Genomic DNA, 20,883 nt, shown 5'->3' on the forward strand with positions numbered 1-20,883 from the left:
GTCACTGACCCTCGCCGTCCGGCAGCGGCGGCATCGGCGGCACCTCCGGCCCGGGCAGTGGGCACACGGGGCGGGTCGGCGTTCCGCCGCACTTGCTGGGTTCTTCCAGAGGAATCCGGCCCCAGGCGATCAGACCGCCTTGGACTGCGCGCACCGGATTGTTCGGACCCGAAGCCATCGCGCTCACCAACGGACTGAGATCGTCGCCGCTGGTGCCACAGTTGGAGAAGGGCGGAATATCGATACCCGTGGACGCGGGGATGGTGCGACCGTTGTCTTGGAAGTAGTAGGGGTCGTTCAACGGGCCTCGTGACCCTGGATGCAGTCCGTCGAACGCTCCCAACTTGCCGCCGCTGCCGGGGGAGTAGCCACCAGAGGCAGCGTCACCTTCTCCCCAAAGTCTAAGATCGGCCGGCTGGTTCGTCCGGCAGTTGGGGCCGAGTTCGACCGGTACGCCATCGACCTCAAGGTCGCTGAGCTGGAGGGTGACCTTTCCCTCCACCAGCGTAGATGTCTTGGGAAGCTCGCTGGGCGGAGGCACACATCCCCGCACCTTGCGGGCCCACGCGTGGGTCATCAGCGGTTGGACCTTCCCGCTGACTCGCGGTACAGCGATCGTCAGCGTCGCGGTGGCCGGGATGGTCCCGAAGGCGATCAGATTGATCTGGTCCTCGGTGAGGATTCCCACCTCTGCGCCGCCGCCTTCGAGAGGTTTGAACGGATACAACGGCGTGCGAAAGTAGTTGGTCATCCATTGGGTCGCCGGGTCATCGGTTGCACACGACGGCTGATAGAAGGGGTCTGGTACGCAGCGAACTCTGGTCGTGCAGTTGGTCGTGTATTTTGTCGGGTTCTCGATCGGGTCGTTGAGTTCCCCGAAGTACAAGCCACCCCAGATCTGCTGCGAGGTGATGGACATCTTCGAGCGCCGTGCGACTGCGTGCTGCGAATTGGTGACGATGCCTTCGGTCTGGCTGATCGATCGGCTCGGGGGAAGGTCGTCGAACCCCGGCAGGCCCTCGGCCGGGTCGTCAGCGATCAACGCCTGCAGGTCCGGCGTCGGTGCTTTCACGCTGCTCTGAGAGGCGCTCGGAGGATCGACCTCGGGATCCCCGGTGGCCGGACCGGTGGGGAGGGCCAGGAACGTGGCGGCCAGCAGGAGGACGCCGACAGCAACTCGACCGGTGCGTGCTCCGGCACGGGGGCGAGGGATGGGCATGAAGAGTTCCTCAGGTGGTCGGGTCCTGCGAGGACCGTACGGGTGTCCGTCATCAGTTAAGACGGCCGATGTGGCGAGTGCCACAGGTCGGCTGATCGATGGTCTCGGCGCCGGCGAAACTTGTCACGCGGGTGACAAGTTCGCTCGACTGATCGCTCGGACGATTACGAAATGTCCTCCCGAGCGGCCATGGGAAGGGGTCCGTGTCGATGGCCGTCGGCCATCGACACAGACCCCTGGATGGATCGGTCAGCGTTGGTCGATCACGGGTTGGTGATCGTCAGACCGGCGGCGTTCCAGGAACCGGCCACGGTGATGTCCTGACCCTGTGCGAGGCCGAGGATCGGGCACAGGAAGCCCGACGGGACGTCGTCGATGATCAGCGTCGACCCCGAGGGCACGAAGTCCCCGGTGGAGTCGTTGTAGGTGCCGGTCACCTCGCCCGCGACGTTGAACGAGCAGCCGGCCGCCTCGACGAACGCGGTCACGTTGGTGAGCTTGGCGGGCGAGGCGGAGCCCGACTCGGCTCCGGTGATCGTCACGCCCCAGGTGCCGGTCGGGTCGACCGTGGTGTCACCTGCGGTCGGGTTGGTGCAGCCGCTGGACACGAGGTCGGTCAGCGAGCCGGCCTCCGTCCCGAACGCCCTGCTCACGCCGGGATTGGTGATGGTTCCGGTCAGGTCGAACTGCTCGCAGGTCAGCGTCTGGTCGGCCTCGACCGCGGTGAAGGACACGTCGCTGCCGGTGAAGGTGACGCCGGGTCCCCCGACCGGGGTGTAGTCGGCGGCGGCGGCCTGGGCGGGCGCTGACATGGCAGCGACGGTCCCGACAGCGAGCGCTCCGGCAGCGAGACCGGTGAACACGCGGCTGGTGAGGTTCTTCATGACATTTCTCCTTTGTGGTGGGTTGATCCCGAGCGGATCAGGCGGTGCCCGCGCGGGGGTTGGAGAGCTGCAGCTCGAGGGTGTTGTCGGTGCCCGGCACCAGGGTGTTGATCGGGATGGAGCCGAACCACGGGAAGAAGCCGGGGATGTCGAAGAAGTTCAGAACGGCACACCCGGTGAAGCTCCCGATCGTGTAGGTGGAGGTGACCCTGCCGCCGCCGTTGACGGTGAAGAACTCACCCTCAGGAGTGCTGGCGGTGATGGTGACCGGTTCGGCGGTGTGGCAGCGGCTGCCGACAGCCAATGGCCACCAGATGCCGAACACCTTGGCCTCGACGTCGCTCAGCTGGATGTCGTAGGCGACCGTCGAGGTGAGCGTCGACTTGCCCAGCTGGCTGGTGGGCACGATGGCTCCGGTCAGGGGCCCGACCTGGGTCATGGTGACCTTGGCCCGGGCCGGGATCCCGAAGATGTCGAAGCTCATCGTCTGTGTCGGGATATCGAGGGATCCCCCGACGATGTGGCCGTTGGTGACGTCGAGGGTCGACTCGAGCACTGAGGGCCCCAAGGCCATCGACGAGTCGACCTGCGCACCGATGTGCGTCGTACCGACGGCGTCGTAGTCGATCTCGAGGGTCGGGTTGGCGGCTTGGGCAGCGGGTGCCCCCGTGAGCAGCGCGGTGGCCACGAGCGCGGCGAATGCCGTGGCGACCCACGTGCGGTGACGGGGTGGAGGCTTGGTTCTCACGTTTTCCCCTTGCGGTCCGGGATGGATGACGCCACCCATTGACGTGGCCGCTGCCGAGGGCTGGCAACCGCGATGCCGCCGCGAGGTCGGGGATCCCGCCAAAACTGTCAGGTTGGTGACAACTTCGACCCAGCACGGAAAAGTTGTGAGGGTCGTCACAACTTTTCAGGGTTATCCGGGCGCGAGCCTCTGCGGCGCTGGACGCGGGGGCCGGCCGAGCCCTTCACTGCAGGGGATGTCGTCCTTCGCGCGGCTCCCCAGGTCGCAGCGCAGCGGGGGACGAGTGCGGAGGAGAGTTGCGTGACGACGAGGACACGACCGACTACGGATACGTTCACGGGCACGATCCCGAGAAGGCCCCGCCCGATGCTGCGAATCGACCTTTCGCCGCCGCCCGACGCGATCGCTCGGGAGATCGTGGTGGCATACCGGCCCCGGGCCCGTGACCTGTCTCGCCGCATCGCCGGACGCATCTGCCGCGAGGTGGCCGCGTTCAGCGATCCACGGGTGCACGACGTCATCGAGGAGGCACTCGGCGAGGCGGTCTCCCTGTTCGTCGACGCGATGGCCGGTGCACCCGTACGTGGGGCGACCGTGGCCCACATCTATCGACGTCTGGGCAGCCTGGAGGGAAGAGCCGGCCACAACCTCGATGCGATGCGAGCGGCACACCACATCGCGACGCAGGAGTTCTGGCAGGAGATGTCGAAGATCGCCGGCGAGCTGGAGCTGCCCCTGGCGTCGGTGAGCTACCTCGCCGAGGCACTCATGGACTATCAGCACCAGCTCCTCGAACACGCGATGCGAGGATTCGCCGAGCCTGCTCCGCCGATCGATCCCCGGCTGCCGCTCTTCGCGGCGCTCGTCGGCGACGTACGAGCGGGCGACCTACGTGCTCTGGCCGGCCGTGCCGGCTGGGCCATCACCGATCGGGTGGCCGTGGCGGTGATTCCGGGTGGACCGGTCTCCGCCCACCTCGGCGCGCCCGCGGCACGTCTGCTCGTCGGTTCGAGCGAAGGTGCCATAGTCGTGATCGGGGCCTCGGGCGAGGTGCACCTTCGGGCCAAGGCGGTCGTCGCTGAGACGAGCCGCCCGGTCGCGGTCACCTGGGAGGTACGACTCGACGACACCCACCACGCTGTTCGGTGGGGCATGCGGGCCCTAGCCCTGGTCGCCGAGCAGGTCATCCGCGCCCCTGCGGACGGCATCGTGTGGTGCGCCGCCCACCAGTCGGAGCTGTGCCTGCACGCCGACCCGATGCTGCGCCGCTTCGCAGACGAACAGCTGCTGGCGCCGCTCATGGAGGAGACCCCGAAACGGCGCCTGGCGCTCGCCGAGACCATGTTGGTCTGGCTACGTACCCGCCCCAGCGCCCCCGTCGTCGCCGAGCACCTCATGGTCCACGAGCAGACGGTGCGGCACCGGCTCAGGCGCATCAAAGAGATGTTCGGCGACCGCCTCAGCGACCCGTCAGAGACCGTCGGCCTGCTCGCGGCGCTTGAGTCGACGACCCCGCGCTGGCGGCGCGACCTCGCCAACTGATCGCGCCGGCGTACGCGCGGCTTGGACGATCAGGAAGGATCGGCGCGTGAAGAAGTACATCCTCTTCGACCACGACGGCGTCCTGGTGGACACAGAGCCCTGGTACTTCCAGGCCGGCAGGCGTGCGTTGGCGGACATCGGCGTGACCCTGGACAAGGACCGGTACCTCCAGGACATGAGCCAGGGGATGGGCACCTGGGTCCAGGCCCGGGAGGCCGGCATCGACGAGCGGGTCATCAGCCGGCAGCGTGAAGCGCGGGACGCCTACTACCAGGAGTATCTGCGGACCGAGGCGATCGAGATCGACGGAGTCCTCGAAGTTCTTGCCGAGCTGTCCCAGTACGTCCGGATGGCCATCGTGACGACCGCGAAGCGGGTGGACTTCGAGCTCATCCATGAGCATCGGCAGATCAGGAGCTTCATGGACTTCGTCCTCGTTCGCGAGGACTACGAGCGCTCCAAACCGCACCCGGAGCCGTACCTGACCGGGTTGAAACGGTTCGGTGCCACCGGGGAGGAGACCCTAGTCGTCGAGGACTCCTCCCGCGGTCTCGCCTCAGCGGTCGCCGCGGGAATCGACTGTGCGGTCGTTCGCAACGGCTTCACCGCGACTCAGGACTTCTCGAAGGCCACCTACCGGATCGACATCTTGGGTGAGCTGAAAGACATTGTTCTCAGGTACGACGAGCGCCCATATACCAACTTAGCTCAATAAAGTGGTGTAAGATGCGCCTGTGAACCACTCTCGCACAGAGTTCGCCGTCGAGATGGAGTCGCGCGATTGGCAAGGCGAGCCAGACCGTTCCGCATCCCGACGCCAGCGCATGTCAGCGCGCGGCCCATACGAGGCTGCCGTCCCCGCTCGGATCGAAGGCCTGGTACCAGCGGTCAGTACGGAGATCCAGGCTGAGGCTGAGGACGCTGTGCGCGAGATCACTCGCTTCGATGCTGAGGTCACCGCGCTGACCGAGCGACGCTCGCACGACGAAGGTCAGGACGCCGCGACAGAGCTGGCTCCGCTGGCCTCGGTGCTCCTGCGGACGGAGTCGGCGTCGTCGTCGCAGATCGAGGGCGTCACAGCCGGTGCCAGGGCCTTGGCGCTCGCTTCGATCGAGGCGAAGAGTGGTCCGAATGCTCAGCTCGTCACGGCGAACGTCGCCGCGATGCAGCGGGCGGTAGCACTCGCTGACGACATCAGCGTGGACTCGATCCTGGCAGCCCACGATGCGCTCCTCGCTGGACATGAGTACGCCGCGCCTGGTCGCTTCCGAACGGCTCAGGTATGGATCGGCAGCACCGCGGCGAGCCCGCATACTGCGTCCTTCGTTCCTCCCCACCACACTCGGGTAGCGGCGTGTATGGAGGACTTGATCGCCTTCGTACGGAGGGTCGATCTTCCGGTCCTGGTTCAGTGTGCGATCGCGCACGCCCAGTTCGAGACGATCCACCCTTTCAACGATGGCAACGGACGCGTCGGTCGGACCCTTGTCCATGCGATGCTGCGCCATGCCGATGTGACACGCCGCCTCACCGTGCCGGTGTCCGCTGGCCTGCTGACCGATACATCGGCGTACTTCCAGGCGTTGACCGACTATCGCAGCGGGGACGTCGAGCCGATCGTTCGGCAGTTCGTCAACGCCTCGTTCCGTGCAGTCAGCAACGGCCGCCACCTGGTTGATGATCTGGAGCGCGTGTACGACGGCTGGGGTGAGCGACTGCCATCCCGGCGAGGGTCGGCCGCACAGCGACTCCTTCCGTACTTGCTCAACCAGCCAGCCGTGAACATTGCCTACGTCGAGGCCGCGACAGGAACGGCGCTGTCTGCCGCTCAGCGGGCCGTCGAGCAGTTGGAGAATGCCAAGATCCTCACTCGCGTAGGCAGCGGCCAACGTAACCGTGTGTGGCTGGCCAATGAAGTCGTCGATGCGCTTGACGCCTTCGCTGAGCGAGTCGGTCGCCGCAGCTGAACTGTTACTCGGCGGGCCGGAAGGCCCACTGGACGACCGTGCGCTGGGGTGCCCAGCCCCGGAAGGTGCCGATCGAGTCGACGGACTCCACCGAGATCCGGGTCAGCTCGCCGCCTCGCTCCGCGTGCTGGCGCGCCAGGACCTGCTCGGTCTCCAGGGTGACGCCGTGGACCACGAGTCGGCCGCCGGGGCGGAGGGCGGCGAGGCAGGTGTCGAGTACGCCGGGGCGGGTCGCGCCGCCGCCGATGAAGATCGCGTCGGGGGCAGGGAGGTCGGCCAGGGCATCGGGGGCGCGGCCCTCGACGACGGTGAGGCCGGGTACGCCGAGGCGGGTCGCGTTGCGGGCGATCCTGGCCGCTCGGTCTGGGTTGGCCTCGATCGCCGTCGTGGTGCAGGTGGGGTGGGCGCGCATCCACTCGATGCCTACCGAGCCTGCGCCTGCGCCGACGTCCCAGAGGTGCTGGCCGGGGGTAGGGGCCAGGCGTGCCAAGGCCGAGGCGCGCAGGTCCCGCTTGGTCAGCTGTCCGTCGTGCTCGAAGGCGTCGTCGGGGAGGCCGGCAGCCCAGCCGAAGAGCGGTGCGCCTACGCACTCGATCGCCACGATGTTGAGCCGCGGCACCTCGCCGGCCCAGGCCGAGGCGGTCGCGGTCCGCGTGCTCTCGGTCTCCGCGCCGAGCTCGCCCAGGACGGTCATCGTCGTGGCCCCGAAACCGGCGGTGACCAGCAGGTCCGCAACCTGTCCAGGAGTGGATTCGTCCGAGGAGAGGGCCAGGATCCGGCGACCGGGGGCGAGCTCGCGTGCGACCAGCGAGACGTCGCGGCCGACGAGGCTGACGACCACGCACGACTCGGCTGCCCAGCCCATCCGGGAGCGGGCGAGGGCGACGGAGGAGACGGCCGGCTCGATGCGTACGTTCTCCCGGCCGAGAAGCGAGATCAGGGTGCTCCCGATGCCGGAGACCAATGGGTCACCCGAGGCCAGAGCCACGACGGGTGCGTCGCCCGGCAGCGACTCGAGGAGTGCCGGGAGGCCCTCGCGCAGCGGCGACGGCCAGGGCTCGCGGCGCTGGCCGGGGACGTCCGGGACGAGGTCGAGATGACGCTTGCCGCCGAGGAGGACGGCGGAGTCCCGGATCAGCTGCTGGTGACGTACGGGGATCTCATCCCAACCTCCGGCACCGATGCCCACCACGACGATCATGAGGCCAGACGCTACAGTGGCCGCTCAGGCGCGAGGTGCCCCGACTGCCCAGTCATCGGCTCTGTCACAGGAGCTGGTGAGGACGGTGGGAAGGGAGAATCTGGGAAGCCGGTGAGAATCCGGCACAGGCCCGCTGCGGTGAACGAGCCCCTTTCGTGGGGACTCGACAAGTCCGAAGACCGGCCCCGCGTCCATCCAGTCCAAGCGATAGGGAGCGGGAGCCTCTCCATGCCGGTTCATTACCCATTTTCTGCCGTCCTCGGCTGCCAGGCCGATGACCTCGACGACATGGGCCTCGCGCTCGTGCTCACCACCATCTCCCCGGAGATCGGCGGGGTGCTGGTCCGTGGCGAGAAGGGGACCGCGAAGTCGACGGCCGTACGCGGCCTGGCGGCCGTGCTGCCCTCGATCTCGGTCTACGCCGGGGATCGGTTCTCGATCGACCCGGCCGACCCGTCCGCGGAGTCGCCGGACGGGCCTTTCGGGTCCGCCGCAGTCGTGGAGAGTCGGCCGGTGCGGCTGGTCGAGCTCCCGGTCGGTGCCACCGAGGACCGGGTCGTCGGCTCGCTGCACCTGGAGAGCGCGCTGTCGCGCGGTGCGGTCGAGTTCGAGCCGGGGCTGCTGGCGCGGGCACACCGCGGCCTGCTCTACGTCGACGAGGTCAACCTGCTCCACGACCACCTCGTCGACCTGCTGCTGGATGCGGCGGCGATGGGGCGGGTCAGCGTCGAGCGGGACGGCGTCTCGGTCGAGCACGCCGCCCGGTTCGTACTGATCGGCACCATGAACCCCGAGGAGGGCGAGCTGCGCCCGCAGCTCCTGGACCGCTTCGGGCTCACCGTCGAGGTCGCCGCGCCCCGGGATCCGGCGCTGCGCGCCGAGGTCGTACGCCGCCGGATGGCCTTCGACCTGGACGCTCCCGCGTTCGTCGAGCGTTATGTGGCCGCCGAGCGCGACCTGACCGCACGGGTCTCCACCGCGCGCGCCCTCGTCGGGAAGGTCCGCCTCACCGCGCCCGGGCTGCTCAAGATCGCCGAGGTCTGCGCGGCGTTCGAGGTCGACGGGCTGCGCGCCGACATCGTGACCGCCCGCACCGCGGTCGCGCACGCGGCCTGGGCCGGGCGCTCCGAGGTAACCCGCGAGGACATCCGCCGGGCCGCCCTGCTGGCCCTCCCTCACCGCCGCCGTCGCAACCCCTTCGACGCTCCCGGGCTCGACGAGGACCTGCTCGACCGCATCCTCGGCGACGAAGAGCTGCCGCCCGAGCCTCCGGAGGGAGGGCCGGAGCACGACGACCCGCAAGACGGACCGCAGGACGGACCCGAGTCCGATCCGGAGGTCGGGCCGGCCGAGAGCTCCCACGGCGACTCCTCGGAGACCGAGCCCGTCGAGACGTCCAAGGAGGAGACCTCCACAACGGACGAGGCCCCGCCCAGCCCGTCCGCGGGGAACACCTCGACCACCGCCGCTGGGGCCGCGTACCGCCCCCGCCTCCTGACCGTGACCGGTCTGGGCACGGGCCGCACCGGCGGCCGGAGCAAGGCGATCGGCAGCAGCGGCCGCCGGATCGGCGCGAGCGTCAGCACCCGTGGCTCGCTCCACCTCGTCGAGACCCTCAAGGCGGCCGCGGGCAAGCAGGGCGCCCGGGACCGTACCTCGGCGAAGGTCGAGCTGCGGATCGAGGACCTCCGCACCGCGGTCCGTGAGGGCCGGGAGGCCAACCTGGTGCTCTTCTGCGTGGACGCCTCCGGGTCGATGGCCGCGCGCAAGCGGATGGCGCAGGTCAAGGCCGCTGTCCTCTCGCTGCTGCTCGACGCCTACCGGCGCCGCGACAAGGTCGGGATGATCACGTTCCGGGGCGAGGGCGCCGAGCTGGTGCTGCCGCCGACCGGGTCGGTCGACCTCGCCGCGGCACGTCTCGACGAGGTGCCCGCCGGAGGACGTACGCCGCTGGCCGAAGGCCTCCTCGAGGCCGCCCGCCTGCTCCAGCGCGAGCACCTGCGCGATCCCGATCTGCGGCCGCTGCTGGTGATCGTCACCGACGGTCGCGCTAATTCCAAGACCCACGGCAAGGACGCCGTCCGGCGCTCGCAGCAGGCCGCCGCGTACGTCGCCGGTCTGGGCGTCACCACGGTCGTCATCGACTCCGAGAGCGGGCCGATGCGGCTCGGGCTGGCCCGCCAGCTGGCCGAGCACCTGGGCGCCGAGCACGTGCCGGTCGCCGAGGTGAGCGCCGAGGCGCTGACCTCCGCCGTCCACGGGTTCACCGGATCCACCATGGGAAGGGGCGCTGCCTGATGCCGAAGGGACAGCCGCTGAACGTACCCGACGACGGGCTCACCACCCGCCAGCGTCGCAACCGGCCGCTGGTGATGGTCCACACCGGTCCCGGCAAGGGGAAGTCGACCGCCGCCTTCGGGCTCGCGCTGCGCGGCTGGAACCAGGGCTGGCGGATCGGGGTCTTCCAGTTCGTGAAGTCGGCCAAGTGGCGCATCGGCGAGCAGACCGTGCTCGAGCGCCTCGGGAAGCTGCACGAGGTGACCGGCGAGGGCGGGCCGGTCGACTGGCACAAGATGGGCTCCGGCTGGTCCTGGAGCCGCAAGCAGGGTGAGGCCGAGGACCACGCCGCGGACGCCGCCGAGGGCTGGGCCGAGATCAAGCGGTGCCTGGCCGCGGAGACGTACGACCTGCTCGTCCTCGACGAGTTCACCTACCCGATCAAGTGGGGCTGGGTCGACGCCGCCGAGGTCGCCGCCGTGCTCTCCGAGCGGCCGGGGCGCCAGCATGTCGTGATCACCGGTCGCGACGCCGACCCCGCCCTGCTCGAGGTCGCGGACCTGGTCACCGAGATGACCAAGATCAAGCACCCGATGGACGCCGGCCAGAAGGGCCAGCGGGGCATCGAATGGTGACCCTGCCCCGGCTGGTGGTCGCTGCTCCCTCGACCGGTTCGGGGAAGACGACGATCGCCACCGGGCTGATGGCGGCGCTCCGTTCCGCCGGGCACGAGGTCAGCGGTCACAAGGTCGGACCGGACTACATCGACCCGGGCTACCACGCGCTCGCCACCGGGCGTCCGGGACGCAACCTCGACCCGCACCTGGTCGGAGAGTCGCGGGTCGTACCGCTGCTCCTCCATGGTGCCGCCGGAGCGGACGTGGCCGTCATCGAGGGCGTCATGGGCCTCTACGACGGCCGCCTCGGCACCGACGGCTTCGCCTCCACCGCCCACGTCGCCGCGTTGACCTCCTCGCCGGTCGTCCTGGTCCTCGACGTCGCCCGGATGTCCCGCTCCGCTGCCGCGATCGCCGCCGGGATGGCGGCCTTCGACCCGTCCGTACGCATCGGGGGAGTCGTGCTCAACCGCTGCTCCCCGGGTCGCAACGCCGACGAGATCCGGCGGGCGCTGGAGCAGGTCGGGCTGCCCGTGCTCGGCATGCTCCCGCGCGACGAGTCGCTCGCGTCCCCGTCGCGCCACCTGGGCCTCGTCCCGGTCGCCGAGCGTGACGAGTCGGTCGCGCTGATCGAGCGGCTGGGGGAGCAGGTCGCCGCCCACTTGGACCTCGATGCGCTCCTCGACGTCGCACGCACAGCGCCCGCCTTCGAGGCGGACCCCTGGGATCCGGCCGAGGCTTTGGAATCGGTTGCGGCGGCTTCGCGGAGCCAGGTCCGTCCGGTGGTGGCCGTTGCCGGCGGACGCGCCTTCACGTTCCGCTACCCCGAGACCGAGGTGCTCCTGGCGGCGGCAGGCTGCGACGTACGCTCCTTCGACCCGCTCACCGACCCCGCGCTGCCCGAGGGCACGAAGGGGATCTACCTCGGCGGCGGCTTCCCGGAGATGTACGCCGCCGAGCTCGCCGCCAACACGAGCCTCCTCCGCGACCTCCGAGACGCGGTCGCGGCCGGAGTGCCGACAGTCGCCGAGTGCGCCGGGCTCCTCTATCTGGCCGAGTCCCTCGACGGCGTACCGATGGCCGGCGCCATCCCCGCCCACGCCGCCATGAGCGAGCGCCTGACCCTGCGCTACCCGGTCGCCACCGCCGCCTCCGACTCGCTACTCACCCGTGCCGGCGAGCAGGTCACCGGCCACGAGTTCCACCGCACCACGACGACCCCTCCCGCCGGGACCCAGGCCGCGTGGACCGTCGATGGCGCCGAGACGGGCTTCAGCAGCGACACGCTGCACGCTTCGTACCTCCACGTCCATTGGGCCGGCCATCCGCACCTGGCCCGCCGCTTCGCCGACGCGGCTCGGAGGTCCGCTGGTCGAACCGCCACATCCACCGTCGGTCGAGGGCCACTTCGTTCAGACCCTCGCGCCAGCGAGCGTGTCGAGACCAACACGGTCCCCTCGAGCGCGACAGCGGACCGTGTTGGTCTCGACACGCCTCCGCCCAGCGGCTCCGGCGGCTCGACCAGCGGGAGTGGCGGGTCGACCAGCGGGGGCGGGGTTGCCGATCCGCTGCGGCACCACGGGGATGTCGAGGTGGGGGAGGGGCTGCTCGACTTCGCGGTGAACGTCTACCCCGGCGAGCGGCCGGGGTGGCTGGACCAGGCGCTCCACGAATCGCTGGCGTCGGCGGCCTACCCCGACGAGGAGCCGGCGCGGGCGGCGCTGGCCAAGCACCACGGCCGCGAACGTGCCGACGTGCTCCCGACGGCGGGGGCGGCCGAGGCGTTCACGCTGGTCGCGCGGGCCAGGCCATGGCGGCGGCCGGTCGTCGTCCATCCGCAGTTCACCGAGCCCCACGCGGCGCTCGAGCAGGCCGGCCACACGGTCACCGAGGTACGCCTCCGGGCCGAGGACGGGTTCGCCCTCGACCCCGCGGCCGTGCCCGAGGACGCGGACCTGGTCGTCGTCGGCAATCCGACCAACCCCACCGGCGCGCTCCATCCCGCCGCCACCCTCCGCGCCCTCCTCCGTCCCGGCCGGCTGGTCGTGGTCGACGAGGCGTTCATGGACGCGGTGCCTGGGGAGCCCGAGACCCTCACCGGGCACCGCGAGGACGGCCTGCTGGTGATCCGGAGCCTGACGAAGCACTGGTCGATCCCCGGAGTACGCGCCGGCTACGTCGTCGGCGACGCCGCCGCGATCAGCGACCTGGAGGCGGTGCGTACCCCGTGGTCGGTCTCCGCCACCGCGGCTGCCGCGATGCTCGCCTGCGCCACCGAGCGCGCCAGCGCCGAGGCCCGCGAGCGCGCCGAGCGGATCGCCACCTGGCGCGACCATCTCGAGGCCGGCCTACGAGACCAGCAGATCGAGTACGTCCCCTCGGCCGCCTCCTTCGTCCTGGCCCGCCCGGGCGCCGGAGTCCGTGAGGCCCTGCGCGAGCAGGGCATCGCCGTACGCCGCGCCGACACCTTCCCCGGCCTGGGCCCGGACTGGGTGCGGATCGCGGTACGCCCCGAGGGCCCGACCGACCAGCTCCTGGCCGTGCTGAGCCAGACCCGGGCAGCGTCGTGAGCCCGCGGGCGGTCGGGCTCCTGGCCGGCTTCGCGCTGGACCGCCTGCTCGGGGACCCGCGGCGATACCACCCGGTCGCCGGCTTCGGCTCGGTCGCGATGAAGGCGGAGCGCGCCTGGTACGCGGACGACCGGGCCCGAGGCGTCCTCCACACCGCGACGCTGGTCGGCGGAGCGGTGGCCCTCGGCGCCGCCGCGGAGCGGCTCGCCCCAGGCCGGATCGGCACGACCCTGGTGACCGCGGCCGCGACCTGGGCAGTCTTGGGCGGCCGCTCGCTGGAGCGGGAGGCGCTCGCCGTCCACGCCCACCTCGACCGCGACGACCTCCCCGCCGCGCGGCAGCGGCTGACCCACCTCGTCGGCCGCGACACCGAGGAGCTCGACGCCTCCGAGGTCTCCCGGGCGGTGGTCGAGAGCGTCGCCGAGAACACCTCCGACGCCGTGGTCGCACCGCTGGTGTGGGGCGCCGTCGCGGGCGTACCCGGCCTGCTCGGCTACCGCGCCGCCAACACCCTGGACGCGATGGTCGGGCACCACAACGACCGCTACGAGCACTTCGGCTGGGCCAGCGCCCGCCTCGACGACCTGCTCAATCTGCCCGGCTCCCGCCTCTCCGGCCTGCTCACGCTGGTCGCCGCGCCGTCGCGGGCCAGGCAGGCGTGGGAGGCCTGGCGCCGCGACGCCGCGCGCCACCCGAGCCCGAACGCCGGCGTCGTCGAGGCGTCCTTCGCGGGCGCTCTCGACATCCGACTGGGCGGAACGAACCGCTACTACGGCAACCGGATCGAGCACCGCGCGGTGATGGGCGACGGCCGCGACGCCGCCCCCGCCGACGTCGTCAGTGCCACCACGCTGGCCCGCCGGGTCGGCATCGGCGCGGCCCTGGTCGCGGCGGCGTACGCGGTGGTCGTTCAGCGCTCCTGACGGAACGCCCGGGCCAGGACCGCGGGCGGTGCCTCAGCGATGCCCGGTCCGCCGGCGCGGGTCCACTGGGCCAGCGCGTCGGCCACCCTCGCCGAGCCGGCCCTGGCGACCCAGACCGGCCGCGCGCCGCGCTGCCGGCCCTCGGGTGAGGGGCCGACCACCACGACGTCGGCCCGCTCGCAGGGGCCGAGGCAGTCGGCGACACGTACGGTCGCCGACTCCCCGGCAGCTGCGTTCAGCGTGGTGAGCACGGCCGCATGGTCCACCCCGGGCGACTTCCGCTCCGTCCCGCAGCAGCATCCGCGGCAGACCGTGAGCGTCGGCCGCCCGGCCGCCTCGCTCATCCTTCGCAGGCCGCGCAGTCAGGGCCGTTCTCGATGGCGCAGACCTCGGCGTCGCTCCAGTCGTCCCAGGTCAGGTCGTCGATGGCGTCGGTGGTGGTCGGGGTCTCGTTCATGGTCATGCCTCTCCGTCGAAGGAATCAGGGGAATCAGTTGGTGCGGGTCTGCTTGCTGGCCTGGATGCCGGCCCGTGAGCGCAGGTAGTACAGGCTCTTGATGTTCGGGTCGAGCAGGGCGAGCTTGTGGATCTTGCTGATGTACTGCGGGGTCGCGTCGGCCTGGAAGAACAGGTTGAGCGACTGGGCCTGGTCGATGTAGACCTGCCGGTCCGAGGCGCGGGCGAGCAGGATCTCCTGGTCGATCTCGTAGCCCGTCTTGAAGACGTCCTTCTCGTGCTCGTCGAGCCAGTCGACGTGCTGGACCGAACCGCCGTGGTCGACGATGTCGTCGATGTGCGCCTGGTCGTAGACCCCGCGCTCCTCCATCACCTCGACGAGGTTCTGGTTGGCCCGCGGCATCTCGCCGGCCGAGGTGGTCTGGTTCCAGACGTTGGCGACGTACGGCTCGATGCCCTGGCTGGTGCCGCCGACGATCACCGCGGTGCTCATCGTCGGGGCGATCGCCATCAGGTGGGAGTTGCGCCGCCCGACGCACCACTCCGGGATGCCCGCGACCGAGCCCATCCACCGCGACGCGGCGTCGGCGTGCGACGAGATCCGCTCGAAGATGTCCTTGTTGAGCGCCGCGGCCTTGTCCGACTCGAACGGCACCCGCTGCTTCTGCAGGTAGTCGTGGTAGCCCATCACGCCCAGCCCCAGGCTGCGGGCCTTCTCGGTGTAGCGCACCGCCCGCTCCAGGCCGCGGATGGTGCGGGCCTTGCGCAGGAACGCCTCGGCGACCGCGTCGAGGAAGACGGTCGCGACGTACGCCGTGTCCTGGTCCTTCCACTCGTCGTAGGTCGAGAGGTTCAGCGAGGAGAGCACGCAGGTGTAGGAGTGGTCCTCGTCGCTGAACAGGGTGATCTCCGAGCACAGGTTGGAGGCCTTGTTGGCCAGCCCGTTGGCACGGTAGGACTCGGTCTGGGCGGCGTTGACGGTGTCGACCTTCCAGATGTAGCCCTTGCCCAGGACCACCCGGATCTTCAGCACTCGCTGGTAGCGCTCCAGGGCGTCCTTGTCGCCGGCCAGCATCCGGTCGATGAACGCCTGGCTGAAGATCCAGCCGATGTTCTTGTTGGCGGGCTCGCGGAAGATCAGGTCGGCGAGCTCGAAGAAGTCCGGGTGGTCCACCGGGAGGTAGCCCGCCCAGGAGCCACGGCGGGTGGCGCCCTGGCTGATCTGGTTGGTCATCTCCACGAAGTTGCAGAAGACCGGGACCACGCCGTTGGCCTTGCCGTTGTCGCTGAACTTCGCGCCACGGGGCCGGACGTCACCGAGGTACGCCGAGGTGCCGAACCCGTTCTGGGAGAGGATCGCCGCCTCCTTGAGGGTCTCGTAGAAGCCCCAGACAGAGTCCTCGACGTACGATCCCTCGCACGAGACGGGCAGACCCCGGTCGGTGCCGAGGTTGGACAGCACCGGTGTCGACGGGGAGAGCCAGCCGTTCCAGATGGCCTCGAAGAACCGCTCCGTCCAGGAGACGCCGTCCTCGCGGGGGTACATCTCGTCGGCGAGGTCGCCGGCGGTGCTGGCGATGGTCTCGTAGCGCTCCCGGACGCTCTGGTCGGCGACGGTGTACTTGGCCTTGAACATGGCGTAGCCCGCCGTGGTCATGAAGGCGGGCACGACGCCCTCGGCCTGCAGGGCCTTGCGCTCGGCGGAGAGCGCCTCCCAGTTGTTGTTGCTCATTAGAAGCTGAACTCCGTCTCGCCGATGTTGCGGTTGTATTCGTTGCCGGTGACCTGGAAGAAGTCGTGGAACTGGGTGCCGTTGATGCCGCTGTAGAACCATTCGGCGATCGGGTTGGCCTCGACGTTGAACAGCGGCTCCATCCGCATGTTCTCCAGGGTCATGTCGATGCGGGACCTCACGAAGGTCTCCAGGTCGGCCTGGTCGATGCCCGCGATCGGCCCGTGGTCGAAGAGCATCTCCACGATCCGGGCCTCGTGGGCGTAGAGGTGCTCGGCGACGCCACGGACCCTCGCGAAGAGGTCGTCGCGCTCGGCCTCGAACTTGTCGTCCGGGACGGTGGCGGCGTACTCGTCGAGAGTGGTGTTGAACAGCCAGGCGCCGCCGGTGGCGTGCAGGTTCTCGTCGCGGGCGGAGAAGTTGATGCCGCTGATCACGTTCTGCAGCAGGTTCTTCCCGCCGGACTGGAAGTGCTTGAGGAAGGCGAAGTTGGAGTAGAGGACGCAGTTCTCCATCAACGTGAAGACGCTCAGCGCGTAGAGCAGGTCCTCGTCGGCGATCGCGTCCCACACGAACTGGATCCGCTCGGCCAGCACCGGGTCGTTCTTGTAGGAGTCATAGAACTCCTCGGTGTCGATCATCAGCACCTTGTTGAGCTTCGCGTAGAACGGCGCGTGCATGTTCAGCTCGGCGAACGAGAAGGCGTTGGCCATCATCTGGACCTCCGGACGCGGGAACGCGTGGAAGATCCGGTCGCCCCACACCTCGCCGCCGAGGATCAGCTCGTAGATGGTGAACAGCTTCAGCGTCGTCTTGACCGCCGCCTGCTCGGCGTCGGTCATGTTGACCAGGAAGTCCTGCTTGTCGTTCTCGACCGGGATCTCCTCGGCGGTCCAGAAGATGCTCCGCTGCTTCTTGGCCAGGTCCTCGGCCATCGGATAGTCGAAGACGTACGCCGACTTCTCGGTGCGGATCGGTAGACCCTCGGTGTCGATCAAGCCCCATGCCCCTTGCTCACGCAGGCCCCCGGCCCGCTGGATGTCTCGTGCATCCGTGCCGGGGCAGGGAGGACGGCGGCAGCGCGCCGGGCGGACCCGGTCACGTGGTGCTCGCTCGATCCCCTGACCTTCCCTCGAGGTCGCGGACCCCACCATGAGGTGGGCACTGGCAGGTCTTCGGACTCGTGGGCGTCATCGTGCTCGGTCCTAGTGGCCGTCGCTTCCCAGGAGCCGGCTTGCTCCCAGTGCTTCGTGACGGCGGTCGTTCCCACTCACCGCTGCGGGGCAGTCCCGGACTCACACCGGGTTCCCTCTTGCCTCTCCCGCCCCGTCGCCGAGGTGGGAGAACCAGCTGCGAGGACCACTATATGCGGGAATTACACCAATGCAACTTCCTAGATCTTGTGTTCCGCCGTGTCGCCGGAAACTTCCCCGACACCGTCCCTGCGGCCCGTGCTAGCCTCTGCGCCGAGTCGAACGCATCCTGATGGATGCCAGGGAACTCCGGTGTGAATCCGGGACTGGCGCGCAGCGGTGAGGGCGACGGTGACGCTAGGCAGCCACTGGGGACCGGGTCCCTGGGAAGGCGGCGTCACCGGGTGAACCCGAGTCCGAAAACCTGTCGGCTCAGATGTACGTCACGGCCCTCGCGACCAGGGTCCAGAGGACCTGAGAGGCCGATCGCCGTGGAAACGCCGTCCCGCGAGACCCTGAGCCCGCGCGAGACCCTGAGCCCGCGCCGTGCCCGTGACCGGAGACGACGAGTCCCGTTCGTGCCGCTGGTGACTGCGCTGCTGCTCGCCTCGGCGCTCAGCGCCGTCGCGTCCCTGGCCTTCGGGTCCGAGCGGATACCGATCGGTGAGGTCATCGCGGCGGTCGGCGACCGGCTCCAGGGCGACGCCCCGGGGAAGTGGGACGTGATCGTGTGGGAGCTGCGCGTCCCCAGGGCGCTGATGGCGCTCGCCGTAGGCGCCGGCCTGGCCGTCGCCGGTGCGGGCATGCAGACCCTGGTCCGTAACCCGCTCGCCGACCCGTTCCTCCTCGGCATCAGCTCGGGCGCCTCGGTGGGAGCGACGGCGGCGATCACCACCGGGGCGCTGGGCGGCCTCGGCATCTATGCGGTCTCCGGCGGCGCGCTGCTCGGGGCGGTCGGCTCGGCCATGCTGGTGTGGCTGGTGGCCACCGCGCAGGGCGGGTTGACCCCGATCCGGTTGGTGCTCTCGGGTGTCGTGCTCTCCTCGGGGCTCTCCGCGATCGCCTCGTTCCTGGTCTTCATGAGCGATGATCCGCGCGCGGCGGACTCGGTGATGTTCTGGATGCTCGGCAGCGTCGGTGGCGCCAGCTGGGAGAAGCTGTGGCTGCCCGCGATCCTCAGTCTCGTCCTGGGGCTCGCAATGCTGGCGCTGCACCGTTGGCTGGACGCGCTGGCCGCCGGCCCCGAGACCGCCGCGGCGCTCGGCGTGGACGTCGCGGCGCTGCGTACGACTCTGTTCGTCGCGCTGGCCGTGCTGGTCGGGGTCCTGGTCGCGGTCAGCGGTGGGATCGGGTTCGTCGGGCTGATCGTGCCGCACGCGGCCCGGCTGCTCGTGGGCGCCCAGCACCGGGTGGTGCTCCCGGTCGCGGCCCTGGGCGGCGGGGTGTTCCTGCTGTGGGTCGACGTGCTCGCCCGGCTGGTGGCCCGGCCGCAGGAGATCCCGTTGGGCGTGGTCACCGGCGTCGTCGGCGCGCCGCTCTTCCTGCTGCTGCTCGGGCGCGGTCAGTACCGGTTCGGCGGTGACCGATGAGCGACTTCCAGCCCGCGCTGCGGCTGCGTGGGGTCGCCGCCAGGCTGGGCGAGCGCGAGGTGCTTCGCGATGTCGATCTGGACGTGCCGGTGGGCACCCGCCTCGGGATCGTCGGTGTGAACGGCGTGGGCAAGTCGACCCTGCTGCGCATCCTCGCCGGGGTGCTGCGGCCCAGCGCCGGGCACGCCTACCTCGCCGATGACTCCGCCGAACTCCGCGAGACCACCCGGATCGGCTCGCGTGAACGCGCCTGCCGGATGGCATACGTCCCCCAGGAGGAGGTCGTCTCTGCCGAGCTGCTCGTCGGTGAGATGGTGGCGCTGGGCCGGGTACCCCGCACCCGGCCCTGGTCCCGAGGCGGTCGGCAGGAGCGTGAGATCGTCCGGGCGGCTCTCCATGCCGTCGGCCTCGCCGACCGCATCGACGACCCGTGCGACCGGCTCTCCGGCGGCGAGCGGCGCCGGGCGGTGATGGCCCGGGGCCTCGCCCAGGAGTGCCCGGTGATGCTCCTGGACGAGCCCACCAACCATCTCGACGTCGCCTGGCAGCTGCGCCTGCTTCAAAGCGTCGCCGACCGGACCGAGACCCTGGTCGCGACCATCCACGACCTCGACCTGGCGCTGCGCTCCTTCGACCGGCTCGCGGTCCTCGGCCGCCCACAGGACGGCGATCCCGCCGGCGATCCACAGAGTGGCCCGGCGACCGTCGTGGCCTATGGCCCGCCTGCCGAGGTCCTCGACACCATCCGCGTCGAGCACCACTTCGGCGTCGGCTCGGTCCAGGTGCCGCATCCACATCTGGACCAGCCCCACCTTCTCATCCACCCTCGGAAGGACCGATCGGCATGACCCAGCGCATCACCAGCCCCGTACGCCCCGGCCTCGTCTGCCTCGCCGCGCTCGCGCTCGGCACCACGATCCTCACGGCCTGCGGCGCGGAGAAGGCGGCCGTCGACGAGGCGGGGGAGGGCGCGATCACCGTCGAGAACTGCGGTGAGGAGCTTACGGTCGACGAGCCGGTGACCGAGCTGTACGCGTACGACGGCGGGATCATCTCGATCGCCCTGGCGGTCGGCGCCCGCGAGGAGCTCGTCGCCGTCACCGGTCTGGCCCGCGACCAGCAGCTGCTTGAGCTCGCCTACCCCGAGGACCGGGTTGACGAGCTGGAGATCGTGGGTGAAGACCACCCGACGTTGGAGACGGTCCTGGCCCTCGACCCGCAGATGATGTTCGCGGGCTGGGGCTACGGGTTCAGCGAGTCGCGCAACCTGGTGCCCGAGATGGTGCAGGAGCGGGGCATCGACACCTACCTGCTCAGTGAGACCTGCCGCCAGGAGGACGGCGACCGCGGCACCATGGAGGCCTGGACGGCGCTGCGTACCGACCTGCTCAACATCGGCGCGCTGACCGGCCACGACGAGACCGCGAAGAAGGTCGTCGCCGACATCGAGGAGCGCCGCAAGGCCCTGGAGAGCGCGCCGAAGCCCGATGAGGCGCCGACCGCGTTCCTCTTCGACTCCGGCACCGACGCGATCTTCACCTCCGGCTCCTTCGGGGGCCCGCAAGCGATCTTCGACACGGCCGGGGTGAGGAGTGCGACCGCCGACGTCGAGGACACCTGGACCGAGGTCGGCTGGGAGCGCTTCGCCGCCGCAGAGCCCGACGTCATCTACTTCGTGGACTACCCGGGGCAGTCCTATGAGGAGAAGGTCAAGGTCCTCAAGGCCAACCCTGCCTCCCGCGACCTGCCGGCCGTCAAGGAGAACAGGTTCGTCAACCTGCCCTACGCGATGTGGGTCTCCGGCCCGCTCAACGTCGACGCCGCCGAGTGGGTCCGGCGCTCGCTGGAGCACTTCGGTCTCGCGCCCGATTCCGGGATCGATCCGACGCTCGACATCACCGATCTCACCAACCTCGACGGCAACGAGTGGCTCCGCTGAGATCCCGCTATAGTGCAACGCAACGG

Annotated in this window: 18 protein-coding genes and 3 riboswitches; of the genes, 10 read left to right on the plus strand and 8 right to left on the minus strand. The window is 70.0% G+C overall.

Annotation, left to right across the window (positions count from 1 at the left end; translation table 11 throughout):
• Position 1 precedes the first annotated feature (1 nt).
• The 3 genes from OH802_RS12450 to OH802_RS12460 form a co-directional block, all read right to left on the minus strand.
• A complete protein-coding gene (locus tag OH802_RS12450; protein ID WP_406028312.1) occupies positions 2–1,219 on the minus strand; it encodes a hypothetical protein in 1,218 nt (405 codons plus the stop codon).
• A 263-nt stretch (positions 1,220–1,482) separates the two neighbouring features.
• Complete coding sequence (locus tag OH802_RS12455) at positions 1,483–2,103, minus strand: hypothetical protein (RefSeq protein ID WP_406028314.1); 621 nt, start codon at positions 2,101–2,103, stop codon at positions 1,483–1,485.
• 37 nt (positions 2,104–2,140) lie between these two features.
• Positions 2,141–2,851: a hypothetical protein gene (locus OH802_RS12460; protein WP_406028316.1), complete on the minus strand. Its 711-nt coding sequence runs from the start codon at positions 2,849–2,851 to the stop codon at positions 2,141–2,143.
• 366 nt (positions 2,852–3,217) lie between these two features.
• Between OH802_RS12460 and OH802_RS12465 the strand changes: the two genes are divergently transcribed.
• From OH802_RS12465 to OH802_RS12475, 3 genes are all read left to right on the plus strand, one after another.
• Positions 3,218–4,393, plus strand: a complete 1,176-nt coding sequence (locus tag OH802_RS12465; RefSeq protein ID WP_406028318.1) for a helix-turn-helix domain-containing protein — start codon at positions 3,218–3,220, stop codon at positions 4,391–4,393.
• Between the two features lie 46 nt (positions 4,394–4,439).
• Positions 4,440–5,108, plus strand: a complete 669-nt coding sequence (locus OH802_RS12470; RefSeq protein ID WP_406028320.1) for an HAD family hydrolase — start codon at positions 4,440–4,442, stop codon at positions 5,106–5,108.
• A 208-nt stretch (positions 5,109–5,316) separates the two neighbouring features.
• A complete protein-coding gene (locus tag OH802_RS12475) occupies positions 5,317–6,360 on the plus strand; it encodes a Fic family protein (RefSeq protein WP_406028322.1) in 1,044 nt (347 codons plus the stop codon).
• A gap of 4 nt (positions 6,361–6,364) precedes the next feature.
• Here the strand turns inward: OH802_RS12475 and cbiE are convergent, their stop codons facing one another.
• Positions 6,365–7,561, minus strand: a complete 1,197-nt coding sequence (gene cbiE, locus OH802_RS12480) for a precorrin-6y C5,15-methyltransferase (decarboxylating) subunit CbiE (protein WP_406028324.1) — start codon at positions 7,559–7,561, stop codon at positions 6,365–6,367.
• A 62-nt stretch (positions 7,562–7,623) separates the two neighbouring features.
• A riboswitch (cobalamin riboswitch) is annotated at positions 7,624–7,764 on the plus strand.
• 25 nt (positions 7,765–7,789) lie between these two features.
• Between cbiE and OH802_RS12485 the strand changes: the two genes are divergently transcribed.
• The 4 genes from OH802_RS12485 to OH802_RS12500 are packed head-to-tail and all read left to right on the plus strand — an operon-like array spanning position 7,790 to position 13,948.
• Complete coding sequence (locus OH802_RS12485) at positions 7,790–9,859, plus strand: VWA domain-containing protein (RefSeq protein ID WP_406028326.1); 2,070 nt, start codon at positions 7,790–7,792, stop codon at positions 9,857–9,859.
• The gene (gene cobO, locus OH802_RS12490; RefSeq protein ID WP_406028328.1) at positions 9,859–10,473 is read left to right on the plus strand and encodes a cob(I)yrinic acid a,c-diamide adenosyltransferase; all 615 of its coding nucleotides are present in this window, start codon (positions 9,859–9,861) and stop codon (positions 10,471–10,473) included. The genes OH802_RS12485 and cobO overlap by 1 nt, the downstream gene beginning before the upstream one ends.
• Positions 10,467–13,025 (plus strand): cobyrinate a,c-diamide synthase, encoded by a 2,559-nt coding sequence (locus tag OH802_RS12495; RefSeq protein WP_406028330.1) that lies wholly within the window; start codon positions 10,467–10,469, stop codon positions 13,023–13,025. Before cobO ends, OH802_RS12495 begins: the two co-directional genes overlap by 7 nt.
• A complete protein-coding gene (locus tag OH802_RS12500; protein WP_406028332.1) occupies positions 13,022–13,948 on the plus strand; it encodes a cobalamin biosynthesis protein in 927 nt (308 codons plus the stop codon). Before OH802_RS12495 ends, OH802_RS12500 begins: the two co-directional genes overlap by 4 nt.
• Here the strand turns inward: OH802_RS12500 and OH802_RS12505 are convergent.
• The 4 genes from OH802_RS12505 to OH802_RS12520 form a co-directional block, all read right to left on the minus strand.
• On the minus strand, positions 13,936–14,199 hold the full coding sequence (locus tag OH802_RS12505) for a hypothetical protein (RefSeq protein ID WP_406028334.1): 264 nt from the start codon (positions 14,197–14,199) through the stop codon (positions 13,936–13,938). The genes OH802_RS12500 and OH802_RS12505 overlap by 13 nt on opposite strands.
• Positions 14,200–14,288: 89 nt before the next feature.
• Positions 14,289–14,411: a hypothetical protein gene (locus tag OH802_RS12510; RefSeq protein ID WP_350659885.1), complete on the minus strand. Its 123-nt coding sequence runs from the start codon at positions 14,409–14,411 to the stop codon at positions 14,289–14,291.
• A gap of 27 nt (positions 14,412–14,438) precedes the next feature.
• Positions 14,439–16,136 (minus strand): ribonucleotide reductase N-terminal alpha domain-containing protein, encoded by a 1,698-nt coding sequence (locus OH802_RS12515; RefSeq protein WP_406028336.1) that lies wholly within the window; start codon positions 16,134–16,136, stop codon positions 14,439–14,441.
• Positions 16,136–17,134, minus strand: coding sequence for a ribonucleotide-diphosphate reductase subunit beta (locus tag OH802_RS12520; RefSeq protein WP_406028338.1), 999 nt, complete (start codon positions 17,132–17,134; stop codon positions 16,136–16,138). Before OH802_RS12520 ends, OH802_RS12515 begins: the two co-directional genes overlap by 1 nt.
• Positions 17,135–17,284: 150 nt before the next feature.
• Positions 17,285–17,502, minus strand: a riboswitch (cobalamin riboswitch).
• Positions 17,503–17,591: 89 nt separating this feature from the next.
• Positions 17,592–17,776: riboswitch (cobalamin riboswitch) on the plus strand.
• Between the two features lie 131 nt (positions 17,777–17,907).
• On the opposite strand from OH802_RS12520, the gene OH802_RS12525 reads away from it, so the two are divergent.
• The 3 genes from OH802_RS12525 to OH802_RS12535 are packed head-to-tail and all read left to right on the plus strand — an operon-like array spanning position 17,908 to position 20,857.
• Positions 17,908–18,918, plus strand: a complete 1,011-nt coding sequence (locus OH802_RS12525; protein ID WP_406029285.1) for a FecCD family ABC transporter permease — start codon at positions 17,908–17,910, stop codon at positions 18,916–18,918.
• Positions 18,915–19,766: an ABC transporter ATP-binding protein gene (locus OH802_RS12530; RefSeq protein ID WP_406028340.1), complete on the plus strand. Its 852-nt coding sequence runs from the start codon at positions 18,915–18,917 to the stop codon at positions 19,764–19,766. Before OH802_RS12525 ends, OH802_RS12530 begins: the two co-directional genes overlap by 4 nt.
• A complete protein-coding gene (locus tag OH802_RS12535) occupies positions 19,763–20,857 on the plus strand; it encodes an ABC transporter substrate-binding protein (RefSeq protein WP_406028342.1) in 1,095 nt (364 codons plus the stop codon). The genes OH802_RS12530 and OH802_RS12535 overlap by 4 nt, the downstream gene beginning before the upstream one ends.
• The last annotated feature ends 26 nt before the right edge of the window (positions 20,858–20,883 follow it).

The sequence above is a fragment of the Nocardioides sp. NBC_00850 genome (assembly GCF_045207335.1).
GTDB lineage: Bacteria > Actinomycetota > Actinomycetes > Propionibacteriales > Nocardioidaceae > Nocardioides.

Coding starts and splice junctions, on each gene's coding strand:
- OH802_RS12450 (WP_406028312.1), bottom strand. CDS start 1,219: ATGCCCATCCCTCGCCCCCGTGCCGGAGCACGCACCGGTCGAGTTGCT.
- OH802_RS12455 (WP_406028314.1), bottom strand. CDS start 2,103: ATGAAGAACCTCACCAGCCGCGTGTTCACCGGTCTCGCTGCCGGAGCG.
- OH802_RS12465 (WP_406028318.1), top strand. CDS start 3,218: ATGCTGCGAATCGACCTTTCGCCGCCGCCCGACGCGATCGCTCGGGAG.
- cbiE (WP_406028324.1), bottom strand. CDS start 7,561: ATGATCGTCGTGGTGGGCATCGGTGCCGGAGGTTGGGATGAGATCCCC.
- OH802_RS12485 (WP_406028326.1), top strand. CDS start 7,790: ATGCCGGTTCATTACCCATTTTCTGCCGTCCTCGGCTGCCAGGCCGAT.
- cobO (WP_406028328.1), top strand. CDS start 9,859: ATGCCGAAGGGACAGCCGCTGAACGTACCCGACGACGGGCTCACCACC.
- OH802_RS12495 (WP_406028330.1), top strand. CDS start 10,467: ATGGTGACCCTGCCCCGGCTGGTGGTCGCTGCTCCCTCGACCGGTTCG.
- OH802_RS12510 (WP_350659885.1), bottom strand. CDS start 14,411: ATGACCATGAACGAGACCCCGACCACCACCGACGCCATCGACGACCTG.
- OH802_RS12515 (WP_406028336.1), bottom strand. CDS start 16,136: ATGAGCAACAACAACTGGGAGGCGCTCTCCGCCGAGCGCAAGGCCCTG.
- OH802_RS12530 (WP_406028340.1), top strand. CDS start 18,915: ATGAGCGACTTCCAGCCCGCGCTGCGGCTGCGTGGGGTCGCCGCCAGG.
- OH802_RS12535 (WP_406028342.1), top strand. CDS start 19,763: ATGACCCAGCGCATCACCAGCCCCGTACGCCCCGGCCTCGTCTGCCTC.